Below are 17,059 nucleotides of genomic sequence, written 5' to 3' on the forward strand. Positions count from 1 at the left end.
AAGATTGCTTTTTTTATGTTATAGATAAATTTAAGTGATGTGGAGACCTTAGGATAAATTATAGGGTATCCTGATAACGCAAAATATTAGAAAGTTTACGGTTAGGTTTAGCAGCTTTTTTATAGATTAGTGCTGTTTTACCAACATTTTGTACTATTTCACAAGCAACCGCTTGGATTATTTCATCAATTAATTGTTTGCGATCTTCTGGTGTAGCTACAGCTAATTTGACTTTTATAAGTTCATGATCATTTAACGCACGCTCTAATTCAGAAATAACTCCTTCTGAAAGACCATTTTTCGCTATAATGACAATAGGTTTTAAATGATGACCAATCGCTTGAAAATGTTTTTTCTGTTGCTGATTGATTGACATGATAAGGTTCTCCACTTAAAAGTGGTATAGTTTACCTGACTTTTTATAAATGAGGTATAGTGTGGCGCGTTCTAAAAGCAGTCAACGTTGGCTTAAAGAGCATTTTGATGATCCTTATGTGAAACAAGCGCAAAAAGATGGATATCGCTCAAGAGCAAGTTATAAATTACTTGATATTCAAGAAAAAGACCGCATATTACGCAATGGTATGACTGTAATTGATTTAGGCGCTGCGCCTGGTGGTTGGTCACAGGTTGTTAGTAGAGTGATTGGTGAAAAAGGCAAATTAATCGCTTCAGATATTTTACCAATGGATAGTATTGCTGATGTAACATTTATTCAAGGTGATTTTACTGAAGATACTGTTTTTCAAGAATTATTGTCTGTAGTAGGTGATGCACCTGTAGATTTGGTAATTTCAGACATGGCACCTAATATGAGTGGGTTGCGTTCTGTGGATCAAGTGAAAGCTATGTTGTTATGTGAGTTGGCGTTTGATTTTGCTGCAAGAGTATTAAAGCCAGGGGGTGATTTTTTAATCAAAATATTTCAGGGTGAAGGCTTTGATAGTTATTTGCAATCAATACGTCAAGCTTTTGATAAGGTACAAATGCGCAAGCCAAGCTCTTCGCGGGATCGTTCTAGGGAACAATATTTATTAGCGAGAGGATTTAAAGGTACTGAAGTTTAATGGATTTCCATGTAAAATCTATAAACATTTATTTAAAGAAATTAAATGCTGTTAGGGGCTATTTATAGTAGACTCAAATAGTAGGAATTGGATACTGTAAATTTGTTATAGAGTTTGAGCTAAATGAAGTATGTAGTTGTTAAAAGAAGGGTGGCTAATTGAATAATACAACCAAAAATATAATATTGTGGGTTGTTGTCGTTGTTGTGTTTGTTTCAATAATGAACAACTTTTCAATATCAAATGATACCCAAGCATTAAATTATTCTGAGTTTGTTAAACAAGTTCAAGATAAAAAAGTGGAAAGTGTTACTGTTGAGGGGTATACCATTTCAGGTAAGCGAAAAGATGGTAGTACTTTTAAAACTGTTCGACCATTGATTCAGGATGATCAGTTAATGGCCGATTTACTCAATAATAATGTCACCGTTATTGGTAAACAGCCAGAACAGCAAAGTATTTGGACACAACTACTGGTTGCTTGTTTCCCTATATTAATTATTATTGCGGTATTTATGTTCTTTATGCGTCAGATGCAAGGGGGTGCTGGCGGTAAAGGTGGCCCAATGAGCTTTGGTCGCAGTAAAGCACGTATGCTATCGCCTGATCAAGTTAAAACGACTTTTGCTGATGTAGCGGGTTGTGATGAGGCCAAAGAAGAAGTGGCAGAAATGGTAGAGTTTTTGCGTGATCCAGGTAAATTCCAACGCTTAGGTGGTCGTATTCCACGTGGTGTATTAATGGTTGGTCCTCCTGGTACAGGTAAAACATTATTGGCTAAAGCCATAGCTGGTGAAGCAAAGGTACCATTCTTTACGATTTCAGGTTCTGATTTCGTAGAAATGTTTGTAGGTGTAGGTGCTAGCCGTGTGCGTGATATGTTTGAACAGGCTAAAAAACATGCACCATGTATTATATTTATTGATGAGATTGATGCAGTTGGTCGTCATCGTGGCTCTGGTATGGGTGGTGGCAATGACGAACGTGAGCAAACATTAAACCAATTATTGGTTGAAATGGATGGTTTCCAAATGAACGATGGGATTATCGTAATTGCGGCTACTAACCGTCCAGATGTACTTGATAAAGCATTATTACGACCAGGTCGTTTTGACCGTCAGGTAGTGGTTGGTTTGCCTGATATTCGTGGTCGTGAGCAAATCCTTAAAGTACATATGCGTAAAACGCCAATTGAACAAGATGTTAAGCCCTCTATTTTAGCGAGAGGCACACCAGGTTTTTCTGGCGCTGATTTAGCCAATTTAGTAAATGAAGCCGCGTTATTTGCTGCACGTTCTAATAAACGTACTATTGGTATGAAAGAATTTGAGTTAGCTAAAGATAAAATCTTGATGGGTTCTGAGCGTAAATCGATGGTGATGCCTGAGGCTGAGCGACGTAATACGGCTTATCATGAGTCTGGACATACCATCGTTGGTCGATTAGTACCAGAACATGATCCTGTCTATAAAGTATCTATTATTCCTCGTGGACGTGCGTTAGGTGTAACTATGTATTTACCAGAGGAAGATACTTATAGCCACTCCAAACGCTCTTTAGAAAGTATGTTAAGCTCGTTATTTGGTGGCCGTATTGCCGAAGAGCTAACCTTAGGATTTGAAGGGGTAACAACAGGTGCATCTAACGATATTATGAAAGCAACCCAAATTGCACGTAATATGGTGACTAAGTGGGGACTATCAGAAAAATTAGGTCCTTTAATGTACGGTGAGGATGAGCAAGAAGTATTTTCTGGTTATCGCGATAGTGCAGCTAATTCAATGTCTGATGAAACCGCTAAAGCAGTGGATGAGGAAGTAAGGAAAATTATTGATTTTTGCTATAACCGTGCCAAACAAATTTTAACGGACAATAGAGATAAATTGGATGCAATGGCTGAAGCATTGCTCAAATATGAAACGTTAGATAGTGATCAAATTGATGATATTATGGAGGGAAGAGAAGTTCGCCCACCTAAAGATTGGGATGCGGATGATCATACACCCTCAGCACCAACTTCAGTTGATAATGATCATAGCAATGAAAGCGTAGAAAACAATAACCAATCTACTTCAACAGGAAATGGTGCAACCAGCGAGCACTAAACGATGAAACCTTCAGTTTCTATTCCCTCTCGGCTACCTTGTGGTAGCCGAGTTGTTGATTTAACCCAGCCACAGGTGATGGGTATTCTTAATGTCACTCCAGATTCTTTTTCAGATGGTGGTACTCACAATAATTTAGTCGCTGCTTTGACACATGCTGAAGCCATGATTCAAGCAGGCGCAAGTATTATTGATGTGGGTGGTGAATCTACAAGGCCAAATGCAGCTATTGTATCTGTACAAGAAGAATTAGATCGAGTTGCGCCTGCTGTTGAAGCAATTAACAAAGAGTTTGATGTGGTTATCTCTGTGGACACATCTACACCTCAAGTAATAACAGAGTCAGCACGTTTAGGCGCAGGAATAATTAATGATGTACGATCATTACAAAGAGAGGGTGCTTTAGAGGCTGCTAAACAAACAGGATTACCTGTTTGTATTATGCATATGCGTGGTGAACCTAGAGATATGCAACAGCAAACCCAGTATGATGATTTGCTTGTTGAGGTTAAAGATTTCTTACGAGAACGTAGCATGATTTGCCAACAGGCGGGTATCAGTAAAGAAAAGATAATTATTGATCCAGGCTTTGGTTTTGCGAAGACATTACAACAAAATTTACTATTATTTCGTCATATGGAACAACTCCTAACATTAGGTCATCCAATGTTAGTAGGTGTATCTAGAAAGTCAATGATTGGTGGTGTATTAGGTAAAGAAGTAACAGAACGTCTTTATGGTAGTTTGGCATTGGCTGCTTTAGCTATAACAAAAGGTGCTCATATTTTGAGAGTGCATGATGTAGCTGAAACAGTGGATATTGTAAAAATGATTAGTGCGGTTGAGAGTGCAGAGTGACTAGAAAATATTTTGGAACAGACGGTGTTCGTGGACGTGTAGGGCAGTTTCCAATTACCCCTGATTTTATGTTGCGATTAGGTTGGGCAACGGGTGTTGCTTTCCGTAAGAAAGGTATTTGCCGTATTTTAGTAGGTAAAGATACCCGTATTTCTGGTTATATGTTTGAATCAGCCTTAGAGGCTGGCTTAGCTTCAGCAGGTGTGAACGTACAACTACTTGGTCCTATGCCTACTCCAGCAGTAGCTTATTTAACACGAACTTTCCATGCGGATGCAGGAATTGTTATCAGTGCTTCCCATAATGGTCATCATGATAATGGTATTAAGTTCTTTTCAAGTAAAGGCACAAAATTGCCAGATGAAACCGAATTGATGATAGAGGAATTATTAGATCGTCCAATGGAAGTAGTGGAGTCTAATTTATTGGGTAAAGCTTCTCGGATTAATGACGCAGCAGGACGTTATATTGAGTTTTGTAAAAGTACAGTGCCAAACCACACTAGTTTTGAAGGAATGAAAATAGTATTAGACTGTGCTAATGGTGCTACATATAAAGTGGCGCCTAATGTATTTAAAGAATTAGGGGCAGATGTAGTCTCTTTATTTGTGCATCCAAATGGTTTGAATATTAATGATAATTGTGGTTCTACTCATCCAGAACATTTAATAGAAGCGGTAAAAAATCATCAAGCTGATATTGGTATAGGATTTGATGGTGATGGTGACCGTGTAGTTATGGTTGATCATTCAGGTGTGTTGGTTGAGGGCGATGAACTGTTATTTCTTATTGCCAGAGATTTAAAAGAACAAGGCAAATTAGAAGGCGGTGTTGTTGGTACGCTTATGAGTAACCTTGGCCTAGAATTGGCACTTAAGTCATTAGATATTCCTTTTGCCCGAGCTAATGTGGGCGATCGTTATGTAATAGCCTCTTTATTAGAAAATGGTTGGCAATTAGGTGGTGAAAACTCAGGTCATATAGTTTGCAGCCATCATACAACAACAGGGGATGGTATTGTTGCAGCGTTACAAGTATTAATGGCATTAAAGCACAGAGGACAAACATTGGCAGAGGCTCGCCAAGCTTTACGTAAATGTCCACAAAAATTAATCAATGTAAGATTAGCTAATATGATTTCTGAGCAAGAACTACATTCGAAGGATGTTCAGCAGTTATCTGATCAGATTGTTAATGCAATGGATGGTAAAGGGCGTGTTTTATTAAGAAAATCAGGTACTGAACCTGTTATTAGAGTGATGGTTGAAGGACAAGATGCACAAGTTGTAGAGGATTCTGCACAACAGTTAGCTGATTTGATTCAAAGTAAATTTGCTTAAATTTAAAACAACCAAGTGAGGTGTGTTATGCAAAGATTTGATGTAAAAGGTATGACTTGTGGTCACTGTGTTAGAGCTGTGACTGAAGCTATTAAGCAATTAGATGACGATGCTGAGGTAGATATTGATTTAGCAGCAGGAAAAATGACAGTGGTAAGTGAATTACCAGCTTCTGAAATTATAAAAGCTGTTTATAATGAAGGCTATGAAGCTTACGAGGCTAAGTAATTAATTATAAAAAAGCCAAGCAGAGTATGCTTGGCTTTTTTATTGCTAAACCATAACAGCGCTTTCGTCAATTATTCCAGCATGTTTTTTTACTAGTTCAGCTAGTATTTTAATACCTTTCTCAATTTTTTCTTCTGGCACTGTTACAAAAGCCAAACGTAGGCATTTTGCCATAGTGCTGTTAGCGAAGAAGGGCTCACCAGGTACAAAAGCGACTTTATTTTGAACCGCTTCAGCCAATAATTCAGTGGCATTGAGTTCTTTAGGTAATTCCACCCAAATAAACATACCACCTTCTGGCCGATTAAATTTCACAGTAGTAGGCATATATTTGGCTAATGCATCTAACATAAAATTACAACGGGTAGCATATAACTCACGAATAGTAGGAATATGCTTGTCTAAAAAGCCATCTTTAATGACTTGATAAGCAACTCGTTGAGTTAGACTAGGGGTGTGTAAATCAGCCGCTTGTTTAAGTTGTACTAATTTATTAATAAGCTCTTCAGGAGCCACAATGTAGCCAAGACGTAATCCAGGCGCTAAAATTTTCGAGAATGAGCCTAAATATACAGTGTTATCAGGTGCAAAACTATAAATACCAGGTAATCTATTACCTTGATAATCTAATTCACCATAAGGGTCATCTTCTACCAGTACTAGGCTATTTCTTTTAGCTATGTCTGCAAGTTTTTTACGACGCTCTAAAGATAAACGACGTCCTGTTGGATTTTGGAAATTAGGAATCAAATATATAAAGCTTGCAGCTTTTGCCATCTCATCGGTTATAGAATCAGGATTTAATCCTTTGTCATCACTATCAATAGAAGTATAGTTAGGCTCATATTGAGTAAAAGACTGTAATCCACCTAAATAGGTAGGAGTTTCTACTAATACTTTGCTGTCTTTATTAATAAGAGCTTTACCAATAAGATCTAATGCTTGCTGAGAACCTGTTACAATAAGTACTTGGCTTGGGCGAATAGTTACCCCGTCTCGAGATACACGTTTAGCTATCCATTCCCTTAATGGGGCATAGCCTTCGGTTGGTCCATACTGTAGAGCACCTACAGCATCACTGCCATTAAGGATGCTATCAATAGCTTGTTTAATTTCTGCTACAGGAAATGTATTAGGTGAGGGTAAGCCACCCGCAAATGAGATAACATCTGGTTGTTCAGTTACTTTAAGAATCTCACGGATAGCGGAGCTTTTAAGAGCCGTAGCTCGATCAGAAAATGTCCATTGCATTATATTTATTAACCTTTAATTAGTCATATCGAATAAACGACGGTAGGCAATACCTAGAGTCAATAATTACAATAAAGTTTCTGAGAAATAATGATGAAGACTTTTAGCAGCAACAATAATTAATAAAAAGCCACTTGTGGTGAGTTTTTAAGTTCCTTTTATTTATTGCTTAGCCTTAATATGAAGCAGACGTTCTATCAATACCTTCGGTAAACTATGTAACTGTGTTATTGTAGCGCAATAAAAAAAAGATGATAAGGGTAAGCTAAAGATTAATTATTAATTTAGGTAGTAATAGTATCTTCATTAATGTTAAGTTAAGTTTATATTTTTAAGATAAGTACTCAAAGTTTATAATAAAAGGTAGATTTTTTAGAAATCACGGAGATGAAAAGGAGTAGGTATGTCTCAATATAGGGATAAATTTTTATCATTATGGTCACAACTACGAATTAGCCAAAGCTTTTGGATCGTTGATGACATTATAAATGAAGAGTTTTGGATAGTAGATATTGATGATATAACCCTTGAAATTAGACCTCAGCAAAATATTAAGATTACCAAACATGCCTTTGTTGCGGTAATCGACTATTTAGTTGAGCATAATCATTTTATAGATAACGCTTGTGAAGTAAGAACAGGTGATACTTATGAGCGAAGTGTGCCGCTGTCTAGGGTTGTACAGGAAGCAAATCCTTACATGACAGAATGCTGCCTTAATTATGTTTTAGCTATTCTTAAGGCTTTAGGTATTGTTGACATAACAGCTACAAGATTAAATCGAGTGTGGTTGGTAGAGCTACCAGACGATGATGTAGAATCTAATGAATAGAATAAGTACTATTATGTTGAGTTAAAACAGAGTAAATTTCAGATATGGGGGCGGGTTTGCTGTATAAAAAGCCTTGTAGATACTTTACCCCATGTTGAATTAAATATTCTTTTTGCTGATGGTTTTCAACACCTTCAGCTATAATATCAACTTTAAGATTATTGGCTAACTCAATAATACTTTTAGTAATATATTGCGAGGAAGGGTTATTTTCTAAGGAACTAATAAAGCTTTTATCTATTTTGAGAATATCAACTTTAAACTTATTTAAATAGGATAGGCTAGAGTGACCTGTTCCAAAGTCATCAATTGAAATTAATACTTTGAGCTCATGTAACAATTCAAAAAGATTATATGTGGTAGCTGTTGGTTCTGCTATATCACGTTCTGTTAGTTCCAGTACTAATGTAATATGTTCCTCTGGAAAAGATCTTAAAAATTCTTCACAATCTAAAGCGAGCTTGATAGTTTGTAGGTGTTTTGGGCTAATGTTAATAGCGACATGAAAGCCTTTAGGAATTAGGGATAGGCAGTTAGTAAAATCTTTTTTTACTTGTTCCAATAAATTTAATGTAAATGGAATAATAAATTTTGATTTTTCTAAGGCAGGAATGAATTGGCAGGGTAAGATTAAGCCCTTTTTAGGATGCTGCCAACGAGTAAGTACTTCTACACCATGCCAGTTTTCTGAATCAGAAGATTTTATCAATTGATAATAGGGAATAAATTGCTTGTTGTGCATAGCGTTTACAATATCATAAACAGGTAATCTTATATAAATTTGTATACCAATATTAACCATTATGAAAAGAAACAGGAGTAAAAATAAAAAGTAACGGTCAAACATATATTGTAGGTAATTACTAAAAGGTAAAACCGAAACGACTTTAAAAGGATATTGAGTTGATTTAGTTTCTATTAAGTCATGTGATTTCTTGATTTTGGGATTGGTTGTAACGATAGCTTTGTAATTTAGCCAATTGTCATCTATTACAAAGAAAGCTCTTTTATTACTTCCTAACAGATAGGAAATGTAGCTTCCATCAATTGTTATTAATACACCCAATTCTCCTTTTTCTTTATGATAGTATAAAAATGATTTATCAGGGGTGATAGTGCTTTTATTAAGTAGTTTTATTTTTTTGTTTTTTTCTGGGGAAATAGGTGTGTAATTCTTCTTAGGATATGACGAACAATAAATAACATTATCTTTGGTTAGATTAACTGTCCTAATAAAAGTATGAGTAACCGTATATTTCAATAATTTAGGTTTTAAAATTTCACAAGATTCATTAGTTGATGTAAGTAATGTGGAGTTTATTTGGTCTATATCTGTGAATAACTGGTTAAGAACTTTTACAGATTCTGTAGAAGCATTTAAAGCTTGATTTTGTAATTTAGAGACTGTGTGAAAATATAAGAGAATTAATACAATAAGAATAGGTAGTAGAGTGATTAACACGCTTATTGAAAAGTGTGAAACGCGTATATTCCATATTGTTAAATATAGTTTCATAGGTTATCAACATATTGCTTATAGTTCTTTGTTTGCATATATTCGATTATTACTTTTTGTCGCAGTATACTATCAAAAAAAGAATCTTTGGAACGAAAAATTGCTATTTTTCTAGTTATTTGCTTTATATTTAACTAAATTCTTGTTATTTAAGAGTATTCTTGAGAACTAATTTATGCTCTCTGGAATATTTTATTTAACTAACACAGTATTAGTTATTAATACTTGTTAGTTCTCTATATTTTTAAAAGTAACAGAAATCATCAATTTAATGGTGAGATTAGACTGTGCTTATAGTTTAGATTTATTCTGTAAATCTTTGTATTTAAATAAATAAGCGGTAATGTTAGCCAAGATCAATGATGATCTATGCAAGTTGAAAGTAAAGAGTGAGTATCTTGCATTCGCTAAACGCAGTAATACTTAGAAGTAGCTTAAAAATTTTATAGCTTTGTATATATGAGTTATTACCAATAACAGGCTTTGCGAATATCTTTCAAAGCCTGAGCACTTCCTGTTAGGTCAAATTTTGCTGTGGCGATACTACCTTGAAAGAAAGTGGTACGTATGGTTAGCTGATTAGATGTAATCAATGCAGGCAGAATGTCGTATGGTTGATAAGCATAAGCTGTTTCAGTATCTTTAAGATAACGCCATTCAGTGTTAGCAAATTGTTGGGCATCCAATTGTAAATAAACAGACATTTTACTACCACGAGGAACATGTTGACCCCAATTAATAGTAACTTCAGTGGTTCCTTGATTGCAGAGAATAGTAAGTGTTATAGGATTACCAAAGCTTGTATCAACCGTGGAAGCAGACAATGAAGCTGAATAAATAATACCTTTATTGGTCGTTTGCGTTTTGCTAATCCATGCACTTTTAGTGGTGTTTGTTTTATCACTAGGCCTGTTAGTTTTTGGTGCTGTTTTATTAGTATCGATAGAAGTATTTTTTTGTTCACAGCTTAGTAATGCAATAAAACTAACTAATAATACTAAGTATTTTATCATCATTATATTCCTAGATATCCGTATAAAATAGTTTAGCACTTTCGCTAGTTATTTAATAATCTTCCACTAATATATAGTAGAACTAGTAATTTATTTCTTATATCTTAAAAAATTAAGTGTATGATTTAAGTGTTTTATTAAATCATTGAAGAACTTATTTGCAAAGAATAATTATAATTAATAACCCGTTTGGAGAAATAGAATGAGTATAGCCGTTCAATTATTTATAAATGGTAAATGGTGTGACGCAAAATCAGGCAAAAAAATTGATATTGTTAATCCAGCAACAGAAGGAGTTATTGGTCAATTAGCCCATGCGGAACAAGCAGATCTAGATTTAGCCTTAAAGGCAGCAGAAAAAGGGCTGCAAGTGTGGAGTGAAACATCTGCTTTTGAGCGTTATAAGTTAATGCGTAAAGCCGCTAATTTATTGCGAGAAAGAGCAACTGAAATAGCCGCAAAAATGACCGAAGAACAAGGTAAGCCAATAGCTCAAGCGAAAGGTGAGGTGTTATCAGGTGCAGATGTAATTGATTGGTTTGCAGAAGAAGGTCGCCGTGCTTATGGACAGATAATTCCAGCACGTGAAGAGGGTGTTTGCCAATTACAAATAAAAGAGCCAGTAGGTGTGGTGGCTGCTTTTACACCTTGGAATTTTCCAATTAATCAAGTGGTACGTAAGCTTTCAGCAGCATTAGCGGCTGGTTGTTCTATTATTGTAAAAGCACCTGAAGAAACGCCTATTTCGCCTGCTGAGTTAATCAAGGCATTTGCTGATGCAGGTATTCCAGATGGCGTTGTTAATTTAGTTTATGGTGTTCCTGCTGATATTTCTAACTATCTAATACCTCATCCATTAGTGCGTAAAATTTCATTTACAGGCTCAACCGCAGTGGGTAAGCAATTAGCTGCTATGGCAGGGCAACATATGAAGTTGGCTACGATGGAGTTAGGAGGCCATGCACCTGTTATCGTTTGTGAGGATGCTGATTTAGAGATAGCTGTTAAACAAATGTGTATTTCTAAATATATGAATGCAGGGCAGGTATGTATATCACCAACCCGTTTTTTAATACATTCCAGTATTTATGAAAAGTTTGTAGAAGGTTTTATTGAGCAAGCACATAAGATTAAAGTAGGTAAGGGAAGTGAGCAAGAGACGAAAATGGGACCCTTGGCTAATGAGCGTCGTATACCAGCTTTAGAGCGTTTAATTAAAGATGCAACTGATAAGGGCGCTAAACTTTTACTAGGTGGTAAGCGCATTGCAGGTAAAGGTTATTTCTTTGAACCAACGGTATTAGGCAATGTACCATTACAAGCAGATATTATGTCAGAAGAACCCTTTGGACCTATTGCATTAATGTGTAGTTTTGATACGATTGATGAAGCTATAAAAGAAGCAAATCGTTTACCTTATGGTCTAGCTGCTTATGCTTATACACAAAGTTTAGCTACAGCGACATTATTGGGTAAAAAAGTACAATCTGGAATGTTAACTATTAATCATACAGGCCTTGATTATCCAGAAGTACACTTTGGTGGAATTAAAGACTCAGGTTATGGTACAGAAGGTGGTAGTGAGGCGATTAATTGTTATTTACAAACAAAATTAGTCACCCAAAAAGCCTTTTAATAATATTTTATTGAGTGCAGGTAAGCAATGAAAAAGTTAACACTGGTGAGTTTATTGTTAGTAGTCGTTAGTACAGTGTATGCTCAACAACTTTATAAGTGGAGAGATGGTCAAGGTAAAGTACATTACACAGATAATCCAGCCGAAGGTAAACAAAAACAAGCCAGTGTTATTGAAAAAGATCAGCTAAAACAGATAATTACTATTCCTGCACAAAGTTCTACAGAAGATATAGCTAATCGTCGTCAACAAGAAGCTTATATGTTGCAGCAACAAAGAGAGGTGGCTGAACAGCGTGAGCAAATGCGTGGGCAGTGTGAAAAGACATATAATTACTTACAGAATATTAAGAAACATCCACCGAGAATGGCAGACATTAACAATGAAGGTAAAAAGTATTTTTATACTGATGAAGAGATTCAAGCGTATATAGAAAAACGTGAATTAGAATATCGACAAAATTGTAGCAATTATTAAAAACAGTGGATGTTATGACGGGTATAAAGGATAATAATTTAATTTTCAGTAATGATGTCCTCTTTATAGGGCTCCTTTGTGAGGGAGTATTATGAGTAACAATAACGTAGACAATGCAGAAATCGCTAAATTTGAGGCATTAGCGAGTCGTTGGTGGGATCGTGAGAGCGAATTCAAGCCACTGCATGATATTAATCCATTAAGAATTAATTGGATTGAAGAACATATCAGTTTAGCAGGTAGAAAAGTTTTAGATGTTGGCTGTGGTGGTGGAATTCTTAGCGAAGGTATGGCTAAGCGTGGCGCTAAAGTGACAGGTATTGATATGGGTGATGCGCCTTTATCAGTAGCAAAATTACACCAGTTAGAATCTCAAGTTGAGGTTGAATACTTTAAGAGTACAGCTGAAGCTTTTGCTGAAGAGCATGCAGGGGAATATGATATTGTTACGTGTTTAGAAATGATAGAACATGTTCCTGATCCTGCCTCGGTGATTAGAGCTTGTCGTAAACTCGTTAAGTCAAATGGGTATATATTCTTATCTACCATTAACCGTAATCCTAAATCCTACTTATTTGCGATAGTGGGTGCTGAATATGTACTTCGCTTGTTACCAAGAGGTACCCATGACTATCAAAAATTTGTTAAGCCTTCTGAATTAGGCTTATGGTGTCGTGAGGCAGGTTTAGCAGTGCAGGATATGATAGGCCTCGTTTATAATCCATTATCAAAAACATATAAACTAGCTGAAGATGTCAGTGTAAATTATATGATTCAAACGCAACGTATAGATTAACGGGCAGTGGTTTATGAGGTTTGAGGCTATATTATTTGATATGGATGGCACAGTATTAGACTCTGCCCCAGACTTTATAGCTATTAGCCAGCAGATGTTAAATAGACATGGCTTACCCGCAGTGGCTGATGAAAAGATTAGGCAGGTGATATCGGGCGGAGCTAAAGCAATGGTGACAGCTGCTTTTGATATGACTGAAGATGATCCACGGTTTGAATCATTGCGTTTAGAGTTTTTAGAACTTTATTTGCAGTCCTGCGCAGTTCATTCTTGTTTATATCAGGGAATTGATAAGCTATTAACGGATATTGAAAAAGCGAATATAAAATGGGGAATTGTTACTAATAAGCCTGTAAGGTTTGCTGAACCTATTTTAGAGCGCTTAGGGTTAACAGAGCGTTGTGCGGTCTTAGTATGCCCAGAGCATGTGGCGTACTGTAAACCCAGTCCAGAACCTTTATTATTAGCGGCTGAACAACTAGCTATCGATCCACAAACTATCTTGTATGTGGGGGATGATAAGCGTGATATTGATTCTGGTAATGCCGCAGGTTGTAAAACATTAGCTGTTTGTTATGGTTATGTACATCCACAGGATAATCCACATCATTGGGGTGCTGGCGCTGTTGTCAACACGGTTGCAGAGTTACAGCAGGTGATTGATAGAGCTATTTGTGGTTGTTAAGCTTATTTTATTTTAAAAATTAGGACTAAAGTTATGTTAGAAGTCCGTCATTTAAAAAGCCTCTATGCTTTACGGGAAACGGATAGTTTAGTAGAAGCAGCAGAGCGTCTACACTTAACGCAATCAGCACTATCCCACCAATTTAAAGAGTTAGAAGATCGCCTTGGTTTACAATTATTTGTTAGAAAATCTAAGCCTGTGCGTTTTAGCAGTGCAGGATTAAGGCTATTATCCTTAGCCGATGAAGTCTTACCTCAATTACGAAGTGCTGAGCGAGATATAGCAAGGCTTTCTGGAGGAACAGCAGGTCGCTTACATATGGCTATTGAGTGCCATAGTTGCTTTCAGTGGCTAATGCCCACCATAGATCAATTCCGTGATGCGTGGCCTGAAGTTGAACTGGATTTGGCTTCAGGGTTTGCTTTTGCTCCTCTGCCTGCACTGGCAAGGGGAGATCTGGATTTAGTGATTACCGCAAATCCAATGCAGTTATCAGGGATTATGTATGTGCCATTGTTTACTTACGAGGCTATGCTAGCAGTAGCTAATCAGCACCCATTGGCCAATAAGTCATTTATCGAACCAATAGATTTAAAAAGTGAGGTATTAATCACTTATCCAGTTGAACACGATAAGTTAGATATCTTTACCCAATTTTTAGATCCTGCTGATATAGAGCCTTTATCAGTAAGAGTCGCTGAAATGACCGTAATGATGGTGCAATTAGTAGCCTCTAATAGAGGGGTATGTTGTTTACCTAATTGGGCTTTACATGAATACAGTAGTCGTGGCTATGTTAAAGCCAAGCGTTTAGGTGAGAAGGGGTTACAGGCAACCCTTTATGCGGGCATAAGAGAAGATATGTTTGATGCACCCTTTATGCAAGACTTTTTACTAACAGCAAAAGATACCTCTTTTTCAACACTAGAAGGGGTCAGCATGGTTAAGCAGGATAATTAAATAATGAGATCAACAGTATTAGTAACTGGGGGCGCAGGTTATATAGGCTCACATACTTGTGTGTTGCTACTAGAAGCAGGTTATTCGGTGGTAGTGGTAGATAATCTTAGTAATAGTAATTATGAAGCAATTAACCGTGTACAAAAAATTACAGGCAAAACTGTTCACTTTATAGAGGGCGATGTTAGAGATATAAGTGTTTTAAATAAAGTGTTTGCACAATATAAGATAGATGCAGTTATTCATTTTGCAGGATTAAAGTCAGTATCTGAGTCCATTCAAAAACCTATTGAATACTATGATAATAATATCAACAGCACGTTAGTATTGTGCCAAGCTATGCGAGAAGCACAGCTAAAAAATTTAGTGTTTAGTTCTTCCGCTACCGTATATGGCGACCCACAAGGTAAACCAGCTTCAGAAGATTTTGCTGTGGGGGGAACCACTAACCCTTATGGCACATCCAAATTAATGTTAGAGCAAATACTAACTGATATCTATCGAGCGGATAATAGTTGGAATATTGCATTATTACGCTATTTTAATCCAGTTGGCGCTCATCCGAGTGGCTTGATTGGTGAAGATCCAACGGGAATTCCTAATAATCTTATGCCTTATATTGCGCAAGTAGCGGTTGGCATGCGACCTTACCTTAATATTTATGGTGACGATTACCCTACCCATGATGGTACAGGAGTAAGGGATTATATTCATGTGATGGATTTAGCTAAAGGTCATGTTAGTGCATTGCAATGGCTACAAACTAAACCTGGGATTAGGCCAATTAATTTAGGAACAGGGGTAGGCTATAGTGTGCTAGATATGTTACATGCTTTTGAAAAGGCTTGTGGCAAAAAATTAGATTATAAAATCATTGAGCGTAGAGCAGGTGATGTAGCTATATGTTATTCTGATTCAAGCCTAGCCAAACAGTTATTAAATTGGCAAACCCAATACAGCCTAGAAGATATGTGTAAGGATACTTGGCATTGGCAATCAAAAAATCCAAATGGCTATCGATAGTTAATGTTAGTTTACTGATTATTAACAATATACCCCTCAATAATTGGTGCTATGTTAGAACCATTAACAGCAATAAAGGCCTGAGAGGGTATTATGATTTCTACTTCAGTTTTTCCTTCACGTTATGTACAAGGTAGAGGCGCTCTAAATTTATTAGGTGAAGAGCTAGCAAGGTTTGGTAAAAAAGCACTGCTTTTGTTAGACCCATTTGTAGACGATAATTTTCATCAGCAAGTTGAAAACGCTTGTGCCTCTCAGGTTAGTTGCACATTTGAGCGATTTGCAGGAGAGTGTTGTGATGAAGAGATTAATCGTTTAATAGATCAGTCAAAAGGTGATATTCCTGATGTTGTAGTTGGAATGGGCGGTGGTAAAACTATAGACACCGCCAAATATCTAGCAGACAGTATAAATCGCCCAGTTGTTATTGTTCCTACCTTAGCTTCTACCGATGCCCCTTGTAGTGGTTTAGCTGTGGTTTATACTGCTACAGGTGAATATAAACGTGCTGTAATATTTAAAGAAAACCCTAGGTTAGTACTGGTGGATAGTCATATTGTGGCACAAGCACCTGCTCGTTTCCTTGTTTCTGGTATGGGGGATGCTTTAGCTACTTGGTTTGAAGCAGAAGATTGTTATATGAGTAATGCAGCTAATATGACAGGGCGTAGAGGCTCATTCACTGCTTATAATTTAGCTAATTTTTGTTATGAAACCTTATTAGAATATGGCGTATTAGCCGTACAAGCAGTTAAAAGACAAGTAGTAACGCCTGCTTTAGAAAGAGTAATAGAAGCTAACACCTTGTTATCTGGACTTGGCTTTGAGAGCGGTGGACTATCAGGAGCCCATGCTATCCATAATGGCTTTACCGCCCTTGAGCCTACTCATCACTACTGGCATGGAGAAAAAGTAGCTTTTGGTACATTAAGTTTATTAATGTTAACTGATAGATCGCCAGAGATAATAGATGAAGCGTATTCTTTCTGTGAAGCAGTGGGTCTACCTACTACATTAGCTGATATTGGTTTGACCAATGTCACTCAAGAAGAATTATTAAAGGTAGCGCAATTAGCTTGTGCAGAGGGGGAAACTATCTTTAATATTGCCACTGAAATCAATCCTCAAACTGTATTAGCAGCAATTTGTGCAGCAGATGAGGAAGGAAGACGTCGCAAAGGTAAATAAGCTGATTGAGTAACTAGCTATACTGGCTAGTTACTCATAACCAAAAATAACAATAAAATGAATACAAATACTAATTGGTTATAA

At 36.5% G+C, this 17,059-nt stretch carries 17 protein-coding genes; 13 read left to right on the forward strand and 4 right to left on the reverse strand.

Annotated features, from left to right (window positions below):
- Window positions 1-58 precede the first annotated feature (58 nt).
- Window positions 59-376 carry a ribosome assembly RNA-binding protein YhbY gene (yhbY, locus tag JHT90_RS05240; RefSeq protein WP_201094907.1) on the reverse strand — a complete coding sequence of 106 codons (318 nt, stop codon included), beginning with the start codon at window positions 374-376 and terminating at the stop codon, window positions 59-61.
- Window positions 377-437: 61 nt separating this feature from the next.
- On the opposite strand from yhbY, the gene rlmE reads away from it, so the two are divergent.
- From rlmE to JHT90_RS05265, 5 genes are all read left to right on the forward strand, one after another.
- Window positions 438-1,067 carry a 23S rRNA (uridine(2552)-2'-O)-methyltransferase RlmE gene (gene rlmE, locus JHT90_RS05245; protein ID WP_201094908.1) on the forward strand — a complete coding sequence of 210 codons (630 nt, stop codon included), beginning with the start codon at window positions 438-440 and terminating at the stop codon, window positions 1,065-1,067.
- Between the two features lie 221 nt (window positions 1,068-1,288).
- Window positions 1,289-3,172 (forward strand): ATP-dependent zinc metalloprotease FtsH, encoded by a 1,884-nt coding sequence (gene ftsH, locus JHT90_RS05250; protein WP_407926489.1) that lies wholly within the window; start codon window positions 1,289-1,291, stop codon window positions 3,170-3,172.
- 3 nt (window positions 3,173-3,175) lie between these two features.
- Entirely contained in the window at window positions 3,176-4,030 is an 855-nt protein-coding gene (gene folP, locus JHT90_RS05255; RefSeq protein ID WP_201094919.1) for a dihydropteroate synthase, read from the forward strand.
- Window positions 4,027-5,370, forward strand: a complete 1,344-nt coding sequence (gene glmM, locus JHT90_RS05260; protein WP_201094922.1) for a phosphoglucosamine mutase — start codon at window positions 4,027-4,029, stop codon at window positions 5,368-5,370. The genes folP and glmM overlap by 4 nt, the downstream gene beginning before the upstream one ends.
- 27 nt (window positions 5,371-5,397) lie before the next feature.
- A complete protein-coding gene (locus tag JHT90_RS05265; protein ID WP_201094923.1) occupies window positions 5,398-5,598 on the forward strand; it encodes a heavy-metal-associated domain-containing protein in 201 nt (66 codons plus the stop codon).
- 45 nt (window positions 5,599-5,643) lie between these two features.
- On the opposite strand, the gene JHT90_RS05270 is transcribed toward JHT90_RS05265, so the two are convergent.
- Window positions 5,644-6,849, reverse strand: coding sequence for an aminotransferase-like domain-containing protein (locus tag JHT90_RS05270; protein WP_201094925.1), 1,206 nt, complete (start codon window positions 6,847-6,849; stop codon window positions 5,644-5,646).
- A gap of 403 nt (window positions 6,850-7,252) precedes the next feature.
- On the opposite strand from JHT90_RS05270, the gene JHT90_RS05275 reads away from it, so the two are divergent.
- Entirely contained in the window at window positions 7,253-7,681 is a 429-nt protein-coding gene (locus JHT90_RS05275) for a hypothetical protein (protein WP_201094927.1), read from the forward strand.
- On the opposite strand, the gene JHT90_RS05280 is transcribed toward JHT90_RS05275, so the two are convergent.
- Complete coding sequence (locus JHT90_RS05280) at window positions 7,671-9,197, reverse strand: EAL domain-containing protein (protein WP_201094929.1); 1,527 nt, start codon at window positions 9,195-9,197, stop codon at window positions 7,671-7,673. The two genes, JHT90_RS05275 and JHT90_RS05280, sit on opposite strands and share 11 nt — an antisense overlap.
- Before the next feature lie 467 nt (window positions 9,198-9,664).
- Window positions 9,665-10,213: a type VI secretion system-associated protein TagO gene (locus JHT90_RS05285; RefSeq protein ID WP_201094931.1), complete on the reverse strand. Its 549-nt coding sequence runs from the start codon at window positions 10,211-10,213 to the stop codon at window positions 9,665-9,667.
- Window positions 10,214-10,412: 199 nt separating this feature from the next.
- Here JHT90_RS05285 and JHT90_RS05290 point away from each other — a divergent pair, with 199 nt between their 5' ends.
- The 7 genes from JHT90_RS05290 (at window position 10,413) to JHT90_RS05320 (ending at window position 16,975) form a co-directional block, all read left to right on the forward strand.
- Window positions 10,413-11,846, forward strand: a complete 1,434-nt coding sequence (locus JHT90_RS05290) for an NAD-dependent succinate-semialdehyde dehydrogenase (RefSeq protein ID WP_201094933.1) — start codon at window positions 10,413-10,415, stop codon at window positions 11,844-11,846.
- Between the two features lie 27 nt (window positions 11,847-11,873).
- Entirely contained in the window at window positions 11,874-12,323 is a 450-nt protein-coding gene (locus tag JHT90_RS05295; protein ID WP_201094934.1) for a DUF4124 domain-containing protein, read from the forward strand.
- A 91-nt stretch (window positions 12,324-12,414) separates the two neighbouring features.
- Complete coding sequence (gene ubiG, locus JHT90_RS05300; RefSeq protein WP_201094936.1) at window positions 12,415-13,119, forward strand: bifunctional 2-polyprenyl-6-hydroxyphenol methylase/3-demethylubiquinol 3-O-methyltransferase UbiG; 705 nt, start codon at window positions 12,415-12,417, stop codon at window positions 13,117-13,119.
- Between the two features lie 13 nt (window positions 13,120-13,132).
- Window positions 13,133-13,804 (forward strand): HAD family hydrolase, encoded by a 672-nt coding sequence (locus tag JHT90_RS05305; protein ID WP_201094939.1) that lies wholly within the window; start codon window positions 13,133-13,135, stop codon window positions 13,802-13,804.
- Between the two features lie 33 nt (window positions 13,805-13,837).
- Window positions 13,838-14,764, forward strand: coding sequence for a transcriptional regulator MetR (metR, locus tag JHT90_RS05310; RefSeq protein WP_201094941.1), 927 nt, complete (start codon window positions 13,838-13,840; stop codon window positions 14,762-14,764).
- 3 nt (window positions 14,765-14,767) lie between these two features.
- Window positions 14,768-15,787, forward strand: a complete 1,020-nt coding sequence (gene galE, locus JHT90_RS05315) for a UDP-glucose 4-epimerase GalE (RefSeq protein WP_201094942.1) — start codon at window positions 14,768-14,770, stop codon at window positions 15,785-15,787.
- Window positions 15,788-15,880: 93 nt separating this feature from the next.
- Window positions 15,881-16,975 carry a glycerol dehydrogenase gene (locus JHT90_RS05320; protein WP_201094943.1) on the forward strand — a complete coding sequence of 365 codons (1,095 nt, stop codon included), beginning with the start codon at window positions 15,881-15,883 and terminating at the stop codon, window positions 16,973-16,975.
- The last annotated feature ends 84 nt before the right edge of the window (window positions 16,976-17,059 follow it).

It is taken from the genome of Entomomonas asaccharolytica, assembly GCF_016653615.1.
Lineage (GTDB): Bacteria > Pseudomonadota > Gammaproteobacteria > Pseudomonadales > Pseudomonadaceae > Entomomonas > Entomomonas asaccharolytica.